We start from the raw sequence: 18,174 nt of genomic DNA on the forward strand, positions 1-18,174 counted from the left end.
TGCCGAGGCGGGGTGCCGGACGGAAACAGCTTCGGGACCCTTATCGTTTCATCTGTAGTCCCGTGCCTAGTGCACTTCCTCCGCGGCTGATCCAGGCGCGGCATCCCCGCCGGTCAGGCGGCGAAGGAGATGGTTCACGTGTCCGCTACGCCCGTGCTGGCGTTGCGCGGAGTCTCCAAGCGATTCGGTGCGGTTCAGGCCCTCACCGATGTCGACTTGGAGGTCCAATCCGGCCAAGTGGTCGCCCTGGTCGGCGACAACGGCGCCGGCAAGTCCACGCTGGTCAAGACGATCGCCGGCGTTCACCCCATTGACGAGGGCGTCATCGAGTGGGAGGGCAGCCCGGTCAGTGTCAACCGGCCGCAGGACGCCCAGCAGCTCGGTATCGCCACCGTCTACCAGGACCTCGCGCTCTGCGACAACCTGGACGTGGTCGGCAATCTCTACCTCGGCCGGGAACTGCTGCGCTTCGGCAGCCTCGACGAGGTCACGATGGAACAGCGCGCCCGCGAACTGCTCCAGACGCTGTCGATCCGGATCCCCAGCGTGCGGATCCCCATCGCCAGCCTCTCCGGTGGTCAGCGCCAGGTCGTCGCCATCGCCCGCGCGCTCATCGGCGAGCCCAAGGTCGTCATCCTCGACGAGCCCACCGCCGCCCTCGGCGTCGAGCAGACCGCCCAGGTCCTCGACCTGGTGGAGCGGCTGCGCGAGCGCGGGCTCGGCGTCATTCTGATCAGCCACAACATGGCGGACGTCACGGCGGTCGCCGACACCGTCCACGTGCTGCGGCTGGGCAAGAACAACGGCTCCTTCCCGGTGAAGACCACCAGCAACGAAGAGATCATCGCCGCGATCACCGGTGCCACGGACAACGCCGTGACCCGTCGTCAGGCGCGCAACGCGGAGGCGACCAAGTGAGCAGCGACAACAGCACCCTGGACACCTCGAAGCGCCCCGACGAGGTACCGCCGCCCGCGGTGGAGGCCATCGACCCCCGCCTGCTCGTCCGCGAGCAGGGCTTCAAGGGCTATATCACCGAGTTCAGGCGCCGCCTCAAGGGCGGTGAGCTGGGCTCCCTTCCGGTGGTCGTCGCCCTGATCATCATCTGGGCGATCTTCCAGAGCAAGGACAGCCTGTTCCTGAGTTCGACCAACATGGTCAACATCAGCTACTTCCTGTCCGGCACCGGCATGCTCGCCATCGGCCTGGTGTTCGTCCTGCTGCTCGGTGAGATCGACCTGTCCGTCGCCTCGGTCAGTGGTCTGTCGTCCGCGCTCTTCGCGGTCTTCGCCACCACCCACGGTATGAACGTGTGGCTGGCGCTGCTGCTCACCGTGCTGATAGGCGTCGGGATCGGCGCGATCCACGGCTTCTTCTTCGCCAAGATCGGCGTCCCCGCCTTCGTCGTCACCCTGGCCGGCTTCCTCGGCTGGAACGGCCTCATGCTGTGGGTGCTGGGCGACACCGGTTCGCTGAGCCTCGCCGACAAGGGCCCGCTGCACATCCTCGGACAGCGCTCGTACTTCCTGGACCAGTCCATCGCCGGCGCGTACATCCTGGCCACCGCCGGGGTCGCCGCGATGCTGCTCGGCGGGCTCTACGACCAGGCCCGCCGCCGCAAGGCCGGCGTCCCCTACCGGCCGACCAGCGAGGTCCTGCTGCGCACCGTCGCCCTGGCGGTCGTGGCCTATGTCGTGGCCTTCGTGCTCAACAAGTCCTCAGGCGTGCCGAACGCGCTGGTGATCTTCCTGGTCGCGCTGATCATCTGCGACTTCGTCCTGCGCCGCACCACCTTCGGCCGCAAGATCTTCGCCCTCGGCGGCAGCGTCGAGGCGTCCCGCCGTGCCGGTATCAACGTGGACATGGTCCGGATCGCGGTCTTCGCCATCTCCGGCGGCTTCGCGGCCGTCGGCGGTCTCTTCCTGGCCGGGCAGACCTACACCGCGACGCTCCAGGCCGGTAGCGGCAACCTGCTGATGCTCGCCATCGCCGCCGCCGTCATCGGTGGCACCAGCCTCTTCGGCGGTCGCGGCAACGTCTGGTCGGCGCTGCTGGGCATGCTGGTCATCCAGTCCATCCAGACCGGCCTCGACCTGCTCAACATGAACCAGTCGATCCAGTACATGATCACCGGTGCGGTGCTGCTGGCCGCGGTGGTCATCGACTCGGTGTCGCGCCGGACCCAGAAGTCCTCCGGCCGGGCGTAACACCCCGCACACCCGCACCAACCGGTCACCGCGCCGGGCGCCCGCACCGCGCCCTCGCGGGAACCACCCGGACCGCCGGGCGGACCTGGACCTCCAGGACCGCCCGGCGGTCTCGTGCGTACGCCCCCGCTGGGCGCGCCTGCGGAGCCGGGCCCCGACCTCTGGTGAGATACATCGCACGGGTCGGCCGACGGGCCGGTAACCGGAAGATTAGACTCATCCGAAGGCCGGACCGGCCCGAGGTACCGGCAGAGCGACCAAGGAGGAACGGGTGGCAGTGCTGACCCGTATCAACGGACCCCGCGACCTCGACCAACTCGGCCAGCCCGAGCTCGTGGAACTGGCCGGCGAGATCCGGGCCTTCCTCGTCGACGCGGTGTCCAAGACCGGCGGTCACCTCGGCCCCAACCTCGGTGTGGTCGAACTGACCATCGCGCTGCACCGCGTGTTCCACTCCCCGAAGGACCGCATCCTCTTCGACACCGGGCACCAGGCCTATGTCCACAAGCTGCTGACCGGCCGCCAGGACTTCACCCGGCTCAAGAGCAAGGGCGGCCTGTCCGGCTACCCCTCGCGCGCCGAGTCCGAGCACGACGTGATCGAGAACAGCCACGCCTCCACCGTGCTGGGCTGGGCCGACGGCCTGGCCAAGGCCAACGAGCTGCTCGGCCGCGATGACCACGTGGCCGCGGTCATCGGGGACGGCGCGCTCACCGGCGGGATGGCCTGGGAGGCGCTGAACAACATCGCCGCCGCCAAGGACCGCCCGCTGGTCATCGTGGTCAACGACAACGAGTGGTCCTACTCGCCGACCATCGGCGGCCTGGCCAACCACCTGGCCACCCTGCGCACCACCGACGGGTACGAGCAGTTCCTCGCCCGCACCCGCGAGCTGCTGGAGAAGACCCCGCTGATCGGCCGGCCGCTCTACGACACGCTGCACGGCGCCAAGAAGGGCCTGAAGGACTTCATCACCCCGCAGGGCATGTTCGAGGACCTGGGGCTGAAGTACCTCGGCCCGATCGACGGCCACGACATCGAGGCGGTGGAGTCCGCCCTGCAACGCGCCAAGCGGTTCCGCGGCCCGGTCATCGTGCACTGCATCACCGAGAAGGGCCGCGGCTACCGCCCCGCCGAGCGCGACGAGACCGACCGCTTCCACGGCATCGGCCCGATCCACCCCGACACCGGGCTGCCCATCGCGGCCGGCGGCGCCGACTGGACCTCGGTCTTCGGCGACGAGATGCTCGAACTCGGCCGGGAGCGCCCCGACATCGTGGCCATCACCGCCGCCATGCTGCACCCGGTGGGCCTCACCAAGTTCGCCGCCGCCTTCCCCGACCGGGTCTACGACGTGGGGATCGCCGAGCAGCACGCCGCGACCTCCGCCGCCGGACTCGCCACCGGCGGCCTGCACCCGGTGGTCGCGGTCTACGCGACCTTCCTCAACCGCGCCTTCGACCAGGTCCTGATGGATGTCGCGCTGCACAAGTGCGGTGTCACCTTCGTACTGGACCGGGCCGGGATCACCGGCAGCGACGGCGCCTCGCACAACGGCATGTGGGACATGTCCATCCTCCAGGTCGTCCCGTCGCTGCGGATCGCCGCGCCCCGCGACGCCGACCAGGTGCGCGCCCAGCTCCGGGAGGCCGTCGCGGTCGACGACGCGCCCACCGTGGTCCGCTACTCCAAGGGCGCGGTCGGGCCCGCCGTCGCCGCCGTCGGCCGGATCGGCGGCATGGACGTGCTGCGCGCCCCCGCCACCGGCGGCGAACGCGCCGACGTGCTGCTGGTCTCGGTCGGCGCGCTCGCCCCGATGTGCCTGGAGATCGCCGCGCTGCTCGACGCCCAGGGCATCACCAGCACCGTGGTCGACCCGCGCTGGGTCAAGCCCGTCGACCCCGAACTGCCCGGGCTCGCCGCCCGGCACCGGGTGGTGGTCACCGTCGAGGACAACTGCCGGGTCGGCGGGGTCGGCGCGGCCGTCGCGCAGGCGCTGCGCGACGCCGAGCTGGACGTACCGCTGCGCGACTTCGGTATCCCCCAGGAGTTCCTCGGGCACGGCTCCCGCAAGGACGTGATGGCCGAGATCGGGCTCACCGCCCCGGACATCGCCCGCCAGGTCACTGGCCTGATCGCCACCATCGACGGCCGCTTCGTCGACGACGTCCACGGTGACGGCACGGTCTCCGGCGCGAGCGGCCGGACCGGCACCACCGCGGACTCCGCCCGCGACTGAACCGGGACTCCGCCCGCGACGGAACCGGACCCCGTCCGGACCCCGCCCGAGCCCTGGCCTGGCCCCGCCCGGGGTCCGGGCAGGGCCCCACCGGGGCCTCGCTTCGTGGAACGGGCGGGACCGGTGGTAGAAATGCGCGGAGAGCAGTGCGGGATGATCGAGGTGGCGTAGTCATGACGGAGTCCAAGGGACCCGACAAGCGGGACGGTACGGCGGTCCCGGGCAAGAAGAAGCGCGGCAGCCGGATAAGGCGGCTGCGGCCCTACGCGTTCGCCGTGGTGGCCATGGCGGTGGTGTTCGGCATCTCCGCGGTGATCGGCGCGCACGTACGCGCCGGCAAGGACGACAAGATCAGTGCCCCGTCCAACGCGGTCGGTCCGGCCAGCGTGCCCACCGGGCCGAGCGACGCGGCCTCGCCGAGCCCCACCGCCACCCCGTCAGGGCCCAAGCTGGACCTGCCGGTGCACCCGTCGGTCCCGGTCACCGTGACCATCTACGAGGACCTGCGCAGCCCGGCGTCCAAGGCGTTCGCGGAGGAGTACAAGCCCACCCTGGACCAGCTGCTGACCACCGGTCAGGTGCAGCTCCACTACCGCCTGGTGACCGCCTCCGACGCGAAGTACGGCGGCGAGGGCTCGCTGCTGGCCGCCAACGCGGCCGCGTGCGCGCAGGACCAGGGCCGCCTCTCGCAGTTCGTCGACCAGGTCTACAAGAACCAGCCGGACCCCACGTCCGACAAGCTGGCCCAGGAGAGCTTCCTGAAGAAGCTGGCGCTCAAGGCCCACAAGATCAAGATGGCCACCTTCGAGCCCTGCGTCCAGCAGCGGGACCACCTGGGCTGGGCGAAGAAGTCGCAGACCGAGTTCGCCGCCTCGGGCCTCGGCGAGGTGCCGGTGGTGAAGATCAACGACACGACCGTCAAGGACGTGCCCGGCACGCTGACCCCGGACAAGCTGCACAGCATGGTGCTGAAGGAGGCCAAGCGCGTGGTCGCGATCCAGAGCGGGCCGCCCGTCTCGCCCAGCGCCACCACGTCGGGCTGACGCACCCCGTCGCCGAACGGCACCGGGCTCCGGCCGGGTGCGACAGCGCTCCCCATCGGGCCCGTCCCGATGGGGAGCGCTGTTTTCTCCGGCGCCGCTCTGTGGCCCCGTGGACCGAGCCCTGGCCCGCTAGACCGGGACGCTCGCCACTCCCGGCGCGAGGAACCGCTTGCCGTTGACCCGCTCGGAGACACCCTCGCGGTCGAGGTAGGGGGTGATGCCGCCCAGGTGGAAGGGCCAGCCCGCGCCGGTGATCAGACACAGGTCGATGTCCTGCGCCTCGGCGACGACGCCCTCGTCCAGCATCAGGCCGATCTCCTGCGCCACCGCGTCGAGCACCCGGGCCCGTACCTGCTCCTCGGTGAGCACCGCGTCCCCCTGCTGGAGGAGCGCGGCCACCTCCGGGTCGAGTTCGGGCGTGCCGGAGTCGTAGACGTAGAAGCCGCGCTTGCCCGCCTTGACCACCGCCGCCAGGTTCGCCGAGACGGTGAAGCGATCGGGGAAGGCACCGTGCAGGGTCTCCGAGACATGCAGCCCGATGGCCGGCCCGACCAGTTCGAGCAGCACCAGCGGGGACATCGGCAGCCCCAGCGGCTCGACCGCCTTCTCGGCGACCGCGACCGGCGTGCCCTCGTCGATGACGTTCTGGATCTCGCCCATGAAGCGGGTCAGCACCCGGTTGACGACGAACGCCGGCGCGTCCTTCACCAGCACCGCGGTCTTCTTCAGCTTCTTGGCGACCCCGAAGGCGGTGGCGAGCGACGCGTCGTCGGTGGCCTCGCCGCGGACGATCTCCAGCAGCGGCAGCACCGCGACCGGGTTGAAGAAGTGAAAGCCGACGACCCGTTCCGGATGCTCCAGCTTCACGGCCATCTCGGAGACCGACAGCGAGGAGGTGTTGGTGGCCAGGATCGCGTCCGGCCGCACCACCGCCTCGAGTTCGGCGAAGACCTGCTGCTTGACGCCCAGTTCCTCGAAGACGGCCTCGATCACGAAGTCCGCGTCACCGAACGCGGCGGCCTTGTCCAGATGGCCGGTGACCAGGCCCTTGAGCCGGTTGGCCTGGTCCTGGCCGACCCGGCCCTTGGCGAGCAGCTTGTCGACCTCACCGTGGACCCAGCCCACGCCCCTGTCGATCCGCTCCTGGTCGATGTCGGTGAGCACGACCGGTACTTCGAGCCGGCGGGCGAAGAGCAGCGCGAGCTGCGAGGCCATCAGCCCGGCGCCGACCACGCCCACCTTGGTGACCGGGCGGGCCAGCGACCTGTCCGGCGCCCCGGCAGGCCGCTTGCCGCGCTTCTGCACCAGGTTGAAGGCGTAGACACCGCTGCGCAGTTCACCGCCCATGACGAGGTCGGCGAGCGCGGCGTTCTCCTGCTCGAAGAGGGCGTCGAGGTCCGCGGCGCCGGTCGGATCGGCGGTCTTCGCCGCCGCGATGATCTCCAGCGCGCGGTAGGCGGCCGGGGCCGCGCCGTGCACCTTGCCGTCGGCGATGAAGCGGCCGCGCGCGACCGCCTGGTCCCAGGCGTCGCCGCGGTCCACCTGGGGGCGTACCACCTCGATCTCGCCCTTGAGCACCTCAGCGGTCCAGGCCAGCGACTGCTCCAGGAAGTCCGCCGCCTCGAACAGCGCGTCGGCGATGCCGAGTTCACGGACCTGGGCGCCCTTGAGCTGGCGGTTCTGGTTGAGCGAGTTCTCGATGATGACGGTGACCGCGCGGTCGGCGCCGATCAGGTGCGGCAGCAGGGTGCAGCCGCCCCAGCCGGGCACCAGGCCGAGGAAGACCTCGGGCAGCGAGAAGGCGGGCACCGAGGCGGAAACGGTGCGGTAGGCGCAGTGCAGGCCGATCTCGACGCCGCCGCCCATGGCGGCGCCGTTGTAGTAGGCGAAGGTCGGCACGGCGAGCGACCGCAGCCGCTTGAACACGTCGTGGCCGCTCTTGCCGATGGCGTAGGCGTCCTGGTGATCCTTGAGCAGCTCGATGCCCTTGAGGTCGGCGCCGACCGCGAAGATGAACGGCTTGCCGGTGATGCCGACGCCGACGATGGCGCCCTCGGCCGCCTCCCGCTCCACCTGGTCGATGGCGGCGTCGAGATGGGCCAGCGAGCGGGGGCCGATGGTGGTCGGCTTGGTGTGGTCGAAGCCGTTGTCCAGGGTGATCAGGGCGAAGCGGCCGGCCCCGGGCAGGTCGAGGTGGCGTACGTGCGCGCTGGTGACGACCTCGCCGGGAAACAGTTCGGCGGCGCCCTTCAGCAGGTCGGTGGTGGCGCTCACTTGCCGCTCCCGTCGGTGTGCTCGGTGGTCGGTTCGCTCCAGTGCGGGTTCTCCCAGACGACGGTGCCGCCCATGCCGAAGCCGACGCACATGGTGGTGATGCCGTACCGCACCTGCGGCTGCTCCTCGAACTGCCGGGCGAGCTGCGTCATCAGCCGCACCCCGGAGGAGGCCAGCGGGTGGCCGAAGGCGATGGCGCCGCCGTACTGGTTGACCCGCGGGTCGTCGTCGGCGATGCCGTAGTGGTCGAGCAGCGACAGCACCTGGACGGCGAAGGCCTCGTTGATCTCGAACAGGCCGATGTCGTCGATGCCGAGGCCCGCCTTGGCGAGGGCCTTCTCGGTGGCCGGGATCGGGCCGATGCCCATCACCTCCGGCTCGACGCCGGCGAAGGCATAGGACACCAGGCGCATCCGGACCGGCAGGCCCAGCTCCTCGGCGACGTCCTCGGCGGCCAGCAGCGCGGCGGTGGCGCCGTCGTTGAGGCCGGCCGCGTTGCCCGCGGTGACCCGGCCGTGCGGCCGGAACGGCGTCTTCAGCTCCGCGAGCTGCGCCAGCGTGGTGCCCGGGCGCATCGGCTCGTCCGCGGTGGCCAGGCCCCAGCCGGTCTCGCCCGCCCCGTCGCCGGTCCTGCGCACCGCGATCGGCACCAGATCCGGCTGGATCCGGTCGTTGGCGTACGCCTTGGCGGCCTTCTCCTGGCTGCGCACGGCGAACTCGTCGGCCCGCTCCTTGGTGAGCCCCGGAAAGCGGTCGTGCAGGTTCTCCGCCGTCATGCCCATGAACATCGCGGACTCGTCCACCAGCTTCTCCGAGACGAACCGCGGGTTGGGGTCGACCCCCTCGCCCATCGGGTGCCGGCCCATGTGCTCGACGCCGCCCGCCACCACCACGTCGTACGCGCCGAAGGCGATGCCGCCGGCCGTGGTGGTGACCGCGGTCATCGCGCCGGCGCACATCCGGTCGATGGAGAAGCCGGGCACCGTGGTCGGCAGCCCGGCGAGGATCGCCGCGGTACGGCCCAGGGTGAGCCCCTGGTCGCCGATCTGCGTGGTGGCCGCGATCGCGACCTCGTCGACACGGGCCGGGTCCAGCCCCGGATGACGGCGCAGCAGCTCCCGGATGCACTTGACCACCAGGTCGTCGGCGCGGGTCTCGTGGTAGATGCCCTTCGGGCCCGCTTTGCCGAACGGAGTGCGGACGCCGTCGACGAAGACGACGTTCCTCGCGGTACGGGGCACGATGTTGCTCCCTCTTTTTTGTGTTCGCTCGCCTCCGGTCGGCTCGCTCACGGGCGGAACCCGGGGGAACCCGAGGGGGGAGAACCGGGCACGACCTGCGCGCGGGGCCGCCCTCCCGAGGAGTGAACGTGCTTCCGACGCCATGCTACTCAGCAGTAACCCCGGTGCACAGCCCACCTCGGGGAAGCGGTACAGCTCACATCCTCAAGCGCCGCCCGGGGATCATCCCGGGTCGGCGGCGGCCGGCTGGGCGGTGAGGGCCGCCGGAAGCAGCGGCGTGATCAGGGCCGTCTGCCAGGAGCGGGCACCGAGCGCGGTGAGGGTGGAGGCGATGGTCTCGGCGGAGAGGTCGGTGGGCGGCGCCCAGCAGACGCGGCGGACGGTGTCCGGCGAGATCAGGTTCTCCTGGGGGAGGTTGAGCTCCTCGGCCAGCGCCGACACGGCGGCGCGGGCCGCCGACAGCCGGGCCGCGGCGGCCGGGTCCTTGTCCGCCCAGGCCCGCGGCGGCGGGGGGCCGGTGTACGAGGCGGCCGGCTGCGGCAGCTCCCGCTCGGGCAGCGCCCGGGCCCGGTCGATCGCCGCCTGCCACTGGTCGAGCTGGCGGCGGCCCATCCGGTGACCGAAGCCGGGCAGCGCGGCCAGCGCGTGCACATTGGGCGGGTTCTCCAGTGCCGCGGTGACGATCGCCGCGTCGGTCAGCACCCGGCCGGGCGAGACGTCCCGCTCCCGGGCGGTGCGGTCCCGGGCCAGCCACAGCTCGCGCACCACCCCGATCTGCCGCCGGCGCCGTACCTTGTGCATCCCGGAGGTGCGGCGCCAGGGGTCCACCCGGGGCGCCGGCGCCGGGGCCGCGGCGATGGCGGCGAACTCCTCCAGCGCCCACTCCAGCTTCCCCTGCGCCCGCAGCTCCTCCTCCAGCGCGTCCCGCAGGTCGACCAGCAGCTCCACGTCGAGCGCCGCGTACCGCAGCCAGGGATCGGGCAGCGGGCGGGTGGACCAGTCCACCGCCGAGTGACCCTTCTCCAGCGCGAAGCCGAGCACGTTCTCCACCATGGCGCCGAGGCCGACCCGGGCGAAACCGGCCAGCCGGCCCGCCAGTTCGGTGTCGAAGAGCACGGTGGGACGCATGCCGAGCTCATCGAGGCACGGCAGGTCCTGGGTGGCGGCGTGCAGTACCCACTCGGTGTCCCGTAGCGCCGCGCCGAGCGCGGACAGGTCGGGGCATCCCACGGGGTCGATCAGCGCGGTCCCTGCTCCGGCGCGGCGCAGCTGGACCAGATAGGCCCGCTGCCCGTAGCGGTAGCCGGAGGCGCGCTCGGCATCGACGGCGACCGGACCGGAGCCCGCGGCGAAGGCCGCGACAACGCTTTCGAGAGCCTCCGGGCTGGCGGTCACCGGCGGGATTCCCTCGCGCGGGTCCAGCAGCGGGACCGGCGCCGCGGTGGTCTGGGTTGCGGTCTCTCTGGCGTCGGTCACCTGTCAAGGGTAGCCGGGTAGCGCTTGCGGGGTGCTTTTACGCCGCGACACCGCGTAGAAGCGACGGCCCACGCTCACGCGAAGCGCCCGCCGGCGGGTGCTGCCGCGGGCGGGCGCTTCGCGGACCCGGGGCAACGGGTCCGGTGGGGAGGGGGAAGTAGCGACGGGTCCGGTGATGGGGGGAACAAGGACGGGGCACGGCGGAACACGACGGAGGGGATCCGGTGCCGCGTATGAGACGGAACCTGGGGGGCGGCCGGTGGGCGCGGGGCTCGCGCGCCCGGCGCGGTCCCGGCGGCCGTGGCGGCCTCAGTGGATGATGCCGGTACGCAGGGCCACCGCCACCATTCCCGCGCGGTCGCCGGTGCCCAGCTTGCGGGCGATCCGGGCGAGGTGGCTCTTGACGGTCAGGGCGGACAAGCCCATGGACACGCCGATCGCCTTGTTGGACTGGCCTTCCGCGACCAGCCGCAGCACCTCGACCTCACGGCCGGACAGCTCGCGATAGCCGCCCGGGTGTCCGGGCGCACCCGGCGGGCGGCGCTGCATCCGGGCCGCGGTCGCGCCCAAGGGGGCGAGGCCGGGGCGGCCGGCCAGTGAACCTGGGCTGTTGCGGGTGCCGGTCACCACGTAACCCTTGACGCCGCCGGCGAGTGCGTTGCGCACCGCGCCGATGTCGTCGGCGGCCGAGAGCGCGAGGCCGTTGGGCCAGCCCGCGGCGCGGGTCTCGGCCAGCAGCGTCAGGCCGGAGCCGTCGGGCAGATGGACGTCGGCGACGCAGATGTCGCGGGGATTACCGACCCGGGGCCGGGCCTCGGCGATGGACGAGGCCTCGATCACGTCACGGACCCCGAGCGCCCACAGGTGTCGGGTGACAGTGGAGCGGACGCGGGGATCGGCCACGACGACCATGGCCGTCGGCTTGCTGGGGCGGTAGGCGACCAGGCTCGTGGGCTGCTCGAGAAGAACGGACACCGGGCCTCCTGTGGCAAAGGGGACTGAAACGGTCACAGTCTCCTTCGGCAACAATTGCTCCGGGCTTTAGGGAAAGATCACGATTTGTTGAGTATCAATTCCGGCAAATCGGTCGTCCGCTCGAACGGACGGACTGTCAGCGCACGGGTGTGCCCAGCGCGGCGCGGCCGCGGCGCGCCCCTCTGGCACGTCGCGCGCCCCGGCTTCCGCACGGGGCGCGGAAACCGCCCGGGCTCAGCCGCGCCGCTTCGGCAGCGGCAGCACTCCGGCCGCGCCGAGCACCGGCGGTTCCGGGCTCTCGGACGGCGGCAGCCCGGCGCACGCGCACAGCAGGTCGCACCAGGCCACGAGGTGCGCCGCGAAGCCATGGCCCGCGCCGCCCGCACCACTCACGCCGCCCGTGCCGCCCGCGACGTCCGGCCGCTCCCGCGGCGTCCACGAGGCGCGGATCTCGATCCGGGTGTCGTCCGGCCGGTCCGAGATCCCGCCGAAGTAGTGCGAGGACGCGCGCGAGACCGTGCCGCTCGGCTCCAGATAGGCGGCGCCGCGGGATCCCAGCGCGCCGGTCAGCCAGGACCAGCTCACCTCGGGCAGCAGCGGATCCGCCGCCATCTCCGGCTCCAGCTCCGCCCGCACCAGCGTGACCAGCCGGAACTCGCCCTGCCAGGAGTCATGCCCGGCCGGCTCGTGCAGCAGCACCAGCCGCCCGTCGGCCAGCTCCTCGCCATCGGCGAGCACCGTGGCCTCCAGCGCGAACGCGTACGCGGCGAGCCGGCGAGGCGCCGCGGCGTCCTCGATCCGGACCTCGGGCCGTACCCGCGCGGCGCGCAGACTCTCCACCGCGTGCCGGAAAGGGAAGGGGGCTTCGTCGCCCAAGTGCCCGTGAACCGCTGCCATGCCCGGAAGACTAGGACGCAACTGGCCCCAGCGCGCGCAGCAACACCCGCCCGGGACCGACGGGTAAGGGCGCGTGCGAAGATTCAAGGCGTGAGTGCGCCCCAGCAGACCGCTGCTTCCCCGTTCATCCGCGCGTGCAGGCGCGAGCCGGTACCGCACACCCCGGTGTGGTTCATGCGCCAGGCCGGGCGTTCGCTGCCCGAGTATCTGAAGCTCCGCGAGGGCATCCCGATGCTTGAGTCGTGCACGCGGCCCGAGCTGGTCACCGAGATCACCCTCCAGCCCGTGCGCCGCCACGCGGTGGACGCGGCCGTCTACTACAGCGACATCGTGGTGCCGCTCAAGGCGATCGGCCTCGACCTGGAGATCAAGCCCGGGGTCGGCCCGGTCGTCGCCGAGCCCATCCGCGGCCGAGCGGACCTGGCCCGGCTGCGCGACTTGGAGCCCGGCGACGTCTCCTACGTCACCGAGGCCATCGGCATGCTCACCGCGGAGCTGGGCGCCACCCCGCTGATCGGCTTCGCCGGCGCCCCCTTCACCCTGGCCAGCTACCTGGTCGAGGGCGGCCCCTCGCGCAACCACGAACGCACCAAGGCCCTGATGTACGGCGAGCCCGAGCTGTGGCGCGACCTGCTCGACCGGCTCGCCGACATCACCGCCGCCTTCCTGAAGGTGCAGATCGAGGCGGGCGCGAGCGCCGTCCAGCTCTTCGACTCCTGGGTCGGCGCGCTCGCCCCCGCCGACTACCGGCGCTACGTCATGCCCTCGTCGGTGCGCGTCTTCGACGCGGTGGCCGGTTACGGGGTGCCGCGGATCCACTTCGGTGTGGGCACCGGCGAACTGCTCGGCCTGATGGGCGAGGCGGGCGCCGACGTGGTCGGCGTCGACTGGCGGGTGCCGCTCGACGAGGCGGCCCGCCGGGTCGGCCCCGGCAAGGCATTGCAGGGCAACCTCGACCCGGCGGTGCTCTTCGCCCCGACGGCGGCCGTCGAGGAGAAGGCGCGGGAGGTGCTGGACGCCGCCGCGACCGTGACCGCCGCCGGTGGCGGCCATATCTTCAACCTGGGCCACGGTGTGCTGCCCAGCACCGATCCCGACGCGCTCACCCGGCTCGTCGACTTCGTGCACCGCTCGACCGAGCGCTGAGCCCGGCGGGGCTCAGCGGTCGTCCCGCGACTCCTGTCCGGCGTCCCGCCCGAGCGGTCCGCCGGGCCGCTCGGCGCCCTGCCCGCGCTCTCCCGCCTCGCCGACGGGTTCCGCCGCCCCGGCCCGCGAGGGCTGCCGCGGGCCGTCAACGGGGGAGCCGGGGGAGTCCGGGGTGTCCGGGGAGGCGGGGGACTCGCCGGGGGTGCGGCCGGACCGTGCGGCGGGCCTCGGCCGGCCGTCCGGTGCCCGCAGCGAGAGGTGGCCGCCGCCGCGGGCCGGTGTCCAGAGCGCCCGCCGCGCCAGCCGGTAGCCGAACCAGCCGAGCAGTGCCACAGCGGCGAACGGCAGCACCACCGAGAGCACGATCAGCAGCAGCCGCACGGTCACGTAGAACGCGTGCCAGCCGTCGCCCAGCGCATGGCCCACCGAGGTCCAGAAACCGTCGTGTGCGGCGGGCTTCGGCGGCGCCGGTCGCACCGGCGGCTCGGTCAGCCGCAGGGTGATCGTGGCCAGGTCGGTGCGGGACGTGAGCGACGCCTGCTGGGCCTCCAGCGCCTCCAGCGCCGACTCGCGGGTGCTCAGCTCGCTCTCCAGCGTCACCACGTCGCTGAGCCGGTCCGCCCGGTCCATCAGCGCGCGCACCCTGGCCACGCTGGCCTGCTGGGACTTGATCCGGCTGGCGACGTCCACCACCTGCCCTGTCACGTCCTCGACGTTCGCGGAGCGGTTCAGCAGCTTCCCGAGGCCGGCCAGCTCGGTGAGCACCTGGTCGTACGCGGTGGCCGGCACCCGGAGCTGGACGCTGGATTCGGCGTGGCCCGCCCCGTCGACGGTGGTGTCCTCGTCACCGGCGTAACCGCCGGCCCGCACGGCGTAGCCGCGGGCGGTGTCGAGCTGCCGCTCGACATGCGGGGTGGAGACGGTCAGCTCGGCGGTCCGGACGAGATACGAAGGGGATGTCGATGCGGACGGCGCTGTCGGCGTCTTCGAACCGGGCGTCCCGCCCCCGGCGTCGGCCGCGGCGCCGCCCGACGCGCTTCCCGCCCCCTTGCCATCGGGCGCGGCGTTCTGCCCGCCCGCCGCCGGGCCGCTCAGGGCAGGTGCCCGGTCACCCTTGGCGGCGGAGTCGGCGGAGTCGCCGCCGCCGGAGGAGCCGCAGCCGGCGACGGTCAGCGCGGCGGCCAGCAAAGCGGCGAACACCACGAGCGGCCTTCGGTGCCCGCGGCGGCGCACCGCCGTTCCGGCCGGGACCGGCCGGCCGGGCCGGCTGCCCGGTATGGGAACCCGTCCCGCGGCGGGTGCGGCGGGTGCGGCGTTCGGCGCGGACGGCGCGGGTGACGTGTCCGGCGCGGACGGCGCCGAGGACGTCGGGAACCACGGGAACGTTGGGAACGTTGGGAACGTTGGGATCACAGCCATCAAATCCCCCCAGGATCGCGGTTGTTGTACCGGTGTCGCCGGTTGGACGTACGCCCGTCGACGGCGGTTTCCGCGCCGGGGTCCCGATGGGGTCACGTTCGGAACTCGATCCGGAGTCTGCGACAGTGGAGGACATGAGCCAGACGCACAGCGCGACGGTCCCGGCGAGCGGTCCCATCAGCGGCCATGTGGTGGTCATCGGCGGTGGTATCGCCGGCCTCGCCGCCGCGTACGACCTGGCGCGCGGCGGAGCCCGGGTGACGCTGTACGAGGCGTCGCGGCGGCTCGGCGGCAAGCTCTGGGCGGACGAGATCGCCGGCGTACCGGTCGACCTCGGGGCCGAGTCGCTGCTCGCCCGCCGCCCGGAAGCGATCGCGCTGGCCCGCGAGGTGGGCCTGGCCGACGAACTCGAGCCGCCCGCCGCCCTCGGCGCCACGCTGTGGACCCGCGGCCGGCTGCGCCCGATGCCCAAGGGCCACGTGATGGGCGTACCGGGCGACCTCGGCCCGCTCGCCGCCTCCGGTGTGCTGTCGGCCGCGGGCCTGGCCCGCATCCCGCTGGACCATGTGCTGCCCCGCACCCCGGTCGGCGGCGATGTGGCCGTCGGTGCCTTCGTCGCCGCCCGGCTCGGCCGCGAGGTGGTGGACCGGCTGGTGGAGCCGCTGCTCGGCGGTGTCTACGCGGGCAACGCCTACGAGATCTCGCTGCGCGCCGCCGTCCCGCAGCTCTACCCGGCGGTCCGCGACGGCCGCTCGCTCATCGAGGCGGCCCGCACCCTCCAGCGCAAGGCCGCCGAGCGCGGTGGCACCGGCCCGGTCTTCAACGGCATCCGGGGCGGTGTCGGCCGGCTGCCGATCGCCGTCGCCGAGGCGTGCCGGGCCGCGGGCGTCACCATCGAGACCGGTGCCGAGGTGCGCGAACTGCACCGCACCGGACCGCGTGGCTGGCGGGTCGGCCTGGCCGACCGGGTCGTCGAGGCCGACGCGGTGGTGCTCGCCGCCCCCGCGCCCGCCGCCGCCCGGCTGCTCGCCGCCGAGTCGCCGGCCGCCGCGGCCGAGCTGAGCGGCGTGGAGTACGCCGGGATGGCCCTGGTCACCATGGCCTTCCGCCGCCGCGACCTGCTGCAACTCCCGGTCAGCAGCGGCTTCCTGGTGCCTCCGGTCGACGGCCGCACCATCAAGGCGTCCACCTTCTCCAGCCACAAGTGGGGGTGGCTCGCGGCGGCCGGCGGTGACACCTTCGTGCTGCGTACCTCGATCGGCCGCCACGGCAGCGACGCCGACCTCGCCTGGGACGACACCGACCTCGTACGGCTCTCCCGGGAGGATCTCGGCGAGGCGGTGGGCCTGCGGGCCGCCCCGGTCGCCGCCCGGGTCACCCGCTGGGACGGCGGGCTGCCGCAGTACACCGTGGGGCACCTGGACCGGGTGGCGCGGATCCGGGAACAGGTCGGCAAGCTGCCAGGACTCGCGCTGTGCGGCGCGCTCTACGACGGGGTGGGCGTGGCCGCCTGCGTCGGCGGCGGGCGGCGGGCGGCCGCCGCCGTCCTGGCGACCCTGGTGCCGGGCGGGCGGGAACAGGCGGGAGAATAGCGGCATGACCGACGCGAACCCCGCCCCCGCCCCCGATCCCGCCGCCGCGGGATCCGAAGCCGCCGACCACGGCAAAGCGCCCAACGCCGGCAAGAAGGCCAAGGACCTCAACGACGTCATCCGCTACACGCTCTGGTCGGTGTTCCGGCTGCGGGACGTGCTGCCGGAGGACCGCACGGGGTACGCCGACGAGGTGGAGGAGCTCTTCGCGCAGCTCGCCAGGAAGGACGTCACCGTCCGGGGCACCTACGACGTCTCCGGGCTCCGCGCGGACGCCGATCTGATGATCTGGTGGCACGCCGAGACCGCCGACGCGCTCCAGGAGGCGTACAACCTCTTCCGCCGCACCCGGCTCGGCCGCGCCCTGGACCCGGTGTGGTCCAACATGGCGCTGCACCGCCCGGCGGAGTTCAACAAGTCGCACGTCCCGGCGTTCCTCGCCGACGAGACCGCGCGGGCCTGGGTCAGCGTCTACCCCTTCGTACGCTCCTACGACTGGTATCTGCTGCCCGACGAGGACCGCCGCCGGATGCTCGCCGACCACGGCAAGATGGCCCGCGGCTACCCCGACGTGCGGGCCAACACGGTCGCCTCCTTCTCGCTGGGCGACTACGAGTGGATCCTCGCATTCGAGGCGGACGAGCTGTACCGGATCGTGGACCTCATGCGGCACCTGCGGGCGTCCGAGGCGCGGCTGCACGTGCGCGAAGAGGTGCCCTTCTACACCGGCCGCCGCCGCTCGGTGGGCGAACTCGTCACCGGCCTCGCCTGAGCGCTGCCGTCCCGGCCCCGCGCGGGCCCTACCCGGACTACCCGGCCTTGCCCGGCCCCTCTGGTCCACCCGGGCCCTTCGCCCGCCGCCTCAGCCGCGCAGCGCCGGATGGTCGGCGACGACGGTGCAGGAACCGGGCGCGATCTCGGTGAAGCCCGCGTCGCGGACCACCGGCAGGCCGGCGGCGACCAGCCGGGGCCACGCGGCGGCCGCGGGGGTGCGGACGGCCAGCGGGAAGCCCGCCTTGCGCCAGGAGTCCCGCTCGTCGTCGCTCAGCTCCCACCAGGCGAGCTGGGCGCCGTGCCCGGCCTGCGCCATCGCCTTGCCGGCCGACATGGCGACCTCGGGGCTCATCCAGAGCACCGGCCACCGCGGATCGGCCGGCGCCGGTGCCTCGGGGTCGTCCAGCTCGGTGCCGCCCACCTGGAGCCTGGCCAGATCCTTGGGCCAGCCGTCCAGCGGCACCGGCGGGAAGACCCGGACCTCCGCGGTGGTCCCGGTCACCGTGATGCCCGGCAGCGCCTCGGCCCGGCGCCACTCGGCGCCCCTGGCCCGGCGGACCACCTTCCTGATCCGCGCGTCCTGCCAGTCCCGCACGAGCGCGGTCCACTCGCCGTCCTCGGCGGTCGCCCGCTCGTCGCTGAGCAGGGTCAGTACGGCCCTGGCCGCGGTCTCCAGCGCGTCGGTACGGGACGGCGGCGCGTCCCGCTCCATCCGGACCACCAGGGGCAGGACGTACTGCGGGGCGGCGTCCCGGTCGATCGCCTCATGCTCGAAGGGGCCGGATTCCGGGGCGTCGGCAGAAGAGCTGTTCACAGGCCAAGTCTGCCATCGGGGTGCGGCCCGTCCGGCGGCGCGGGGTCCGGTCCGCCCGGCCCGCGCCCAGCCGCGGA

At 72.9% G+C, this 18,174-nt stretch carries 14 protein-coding genes; 7 read left to right on the plus strand and 7 right to left on the minus strand.

Going from position 1 to position 18,174, the window contains the following annotated elements:
* Positions 1–129: 129 nt before the first annotated feature.
* The 4 genes from OG519_RS27035 (at position 130) to OG519_RS27050 (ending at position 5,489) form a co-directional block, all read left to right on the plus strand.
* Positions 130–918: an ATP-binding cassette domain-containing protein gene (locus OG519_RS27035; RefSeq protein WP_405589033.1), complete on the plus strand. Its 789-nt coding sequence runs from the start codon at positions 130–132 to the stop codon at positions 916–918.
* 17 nt (positions 919–935) lie between these two features.
* A complete protein-coding gene (locus OG519_RS27040) occupies positions 936–2,207 on the plus strand; it encodes a sugar ABC transporter permease (RefSeq protein WP_405593033.1) in 1,272 nt (423 codons plus the stop codon).
* A gap of 271 nt (positions 2,208–2,478) precedes the next feature.
* Entirely contained in the window at positions 2,479–4,446 is a 1,968-nt protein-coding gene (gene dxs / locus OG519_RS27045; RefSeq protein ID WP_405589036.1) for a 1-deoxy-D-xylulose-5-phosphate synthase, read from the plus strand.
* Positions 4,447–4,619: 173 nt separating this feature from the next.
* Entirely contained in the window at positions 4,620–5,489 is an 870-nt protein-coding gene (locus OG519_RS27050) for a DsbA family protein (protein ID WP_405589038.1), read from the plus strand.
* Positions 5,490–5,618: 129 nt separating this feature from the next.
* On the opposite strand, the gene OG519_RS27055 is transcribed toward OG519_RS27050, so the two are convergent.
* From OG519_RS27055 to OG519_RS27075, 5 genes are all read right to left on the minus strand, one after another.
* Positions 5,619–7,763 carry a 3-hydroxyacyl-CoA dehydrogenase NAD-binding domain-containing protein gene (locus OG519_RS27055; RefSeq protein ID WP_405589041.1) on the minus strand — a complete coding sequence of 715 codons (2,145 nt, stop codon included), beginning with the start codon at positions 7,761–7,763 and terminating at the stop codon, positions 5,619–5,621.
* Positions 7,760–9,004: a thiolase family protein gene (locus OG519_RS27060; RefSeq protein WP_405589044.1), complete on the minus strand. Its 1,245-nt coding sequence runs from the start codon at positions 9,002–9,004 to the stop codon at positions 7,760–7,762. Before OG519_RS27060 ends, OG519_RS27055 begins: the two co-directional genes overlap by 4 nt.
* 222 nt (positions 9,005–9,226) lie before the next feature.
* Complete coding sequence (locus tag OG519_RS27065) at positions 9,227–10,480, minus strand: HRDC domain-containing protein (protein ID WP_405589047.1); 1,254 nt, start codon at positions 10,478–10,480, stop codon at positions 9,227–9,229.
* A gap of 309 nt (positions 10,481–10,789) precedes the next feature.
* Complete coding sequence (locus tag OG519_RS27070; RefSeq protein ID WP_093738920.1) at positions 10,790–11,455, minus strand: response regulator transcription factor; 666 nt, start codon at positions 11,453–11,455, stop codon at positions 10,790–10,792.
* A gap of 234 nt (positions 11,456–11,689) precedes the next feature.
* Positions 11,690–12,352, minus strand: coding sequence for a DUF3000 domain-containing protein (locus OG519_RS27075; protein ID WP_405589050.1), 663 nt, complete (start codon positions 12,350–12,352; stop codon positions 11,690–11,692).
* An 81-nt stretch (positions 12,353–12,433) separates the two neighbouring features.
* Here OG519_RS27075 and hemE point away from each other — a divergent pair, with 81 nt between their 5' ends.
* The gene (hemE, locus tag OG519_RS27080) at positions 12,434–13,498 is read left to right on the plus strand and encodes a uroporphyrinogen decarboxylase (RefSeq protein ID WP_405593035.1); all 1,065 of its coding nucleotides are present in this window, start codon (positions 12,434–12,436) and stop codon (positions 13,496–13,498) included.
* A 12-nt stretch (positions 13,499–13,510) separates the two neighbouring features.
* On the opposite strand, the gene OG519_RS27085 is transcribed toward hemE, so the two are convergent.
* Complete coding sequence (locus OG519_RS27085; RefSeq protein WP_405589052.1) at positions 13,511–14,698, minus strand: DUF4349 domain-containing protein; 1,188 nt, start codon at positions 14,696–14,698, stop codon at positions 13,511–13,513.
* A 353-nt stretch (positions 14,699–15,051) separates the two neighbouring features.
* Between OG519_RS27085 and hemG the strand changes: the two genes are divergently transcribed.
* Together hemG and hemQ are read left to right on the plus strand one after the other, a co-directional pair.
* Positions 15,052–16,509 (plus strand): protoporphyrinogen oxidase, encoded by a 1,458-nt coding sequence (hemG, locus tag OG519_RS27090; protein WP_405589055.1) that lies wholly within the window; start codon positions 15,052–15,054, stop codon positions 16,507–16,509.
* Positions 16,510–16,513: 4 nt separating this feature from the next.
* Positions 16,514–17,281, plus strand: coding sequence for a hydrogen peroxide-dependent heme synthase (gene hemQ / locus OG519_RS27095; RefSeq protein WP_405589058.1), 768 nt, complete (start codon positions 16,514–16,516; stop codon positions 17,279–17,281).
* A 90-nt stretch (positions 17,282–17,371) separates the two neighbouring features.
* On the opposite strand, the gene OG519_RS27100 is transcribed toward hemQ, so the two are convergent.
* Positions 17,372–18,097, minus strand: coding sequence for a peptidyl-tRNA hydrolase (locus OG519_RS27100; RefSeq protein ID WP_405589061.1), 726 nt, complete (start codon positions 18,095–18,097; stop codon positions 17,372–17,374).
* Positions 18,098–18,174: the final 77 nt, after the last annotated feature.

The sequence above is a fragment of the Streptomyces sp. NBC_01190 genome, assembly GCF_045039895.1.
Lineage (GTDB): Bacteria > Actinomycetota > Actinomycetes > Streptomycetales > Streptomycetaceae > Actinacidiphila.

What these genes read in the sequence shown, in the direction of transcription:
- OG519_RS27035 (WP_405589033.1), top strand. Translation starts at nt 130, where the DNA reads ATGGTTCACGTGTCCGCTACGCCCGTGCTGGCGTTGCGCGGAGTCTCC.
- OG519_RS27050 (WP_405589038.1), top strand. Translation starts at nt 4,620, where the DNA reads ATGACGGAGTCCAAGGGACCCGACAAGCGGGACGGTACGGCGGTCCCG.
- OG519_RS27075 (WP_405589050.1), bottom strand. Translation starts at nt 12,352, where the DNA reads ATGGCAGCGGTTCACGGGCACTTGGGCGACGAAGCCCCCTTCCCTTTC.
- hemG (WP_405589055.1), top strand. Translation starts at nt 15,052, where the DNA reads ATGAGCCAGACGCACAGCGCGACGGTCCCGGCGAGCGGTCCCATCAGC.
- hemQ (WP_405589058.1), top strand. Translation starts at nt 16,514, where the DNA reads ATGACCGACGCGAACCCCGCCCCCGCCCCCGATCCCGCCGCCGCGGGA.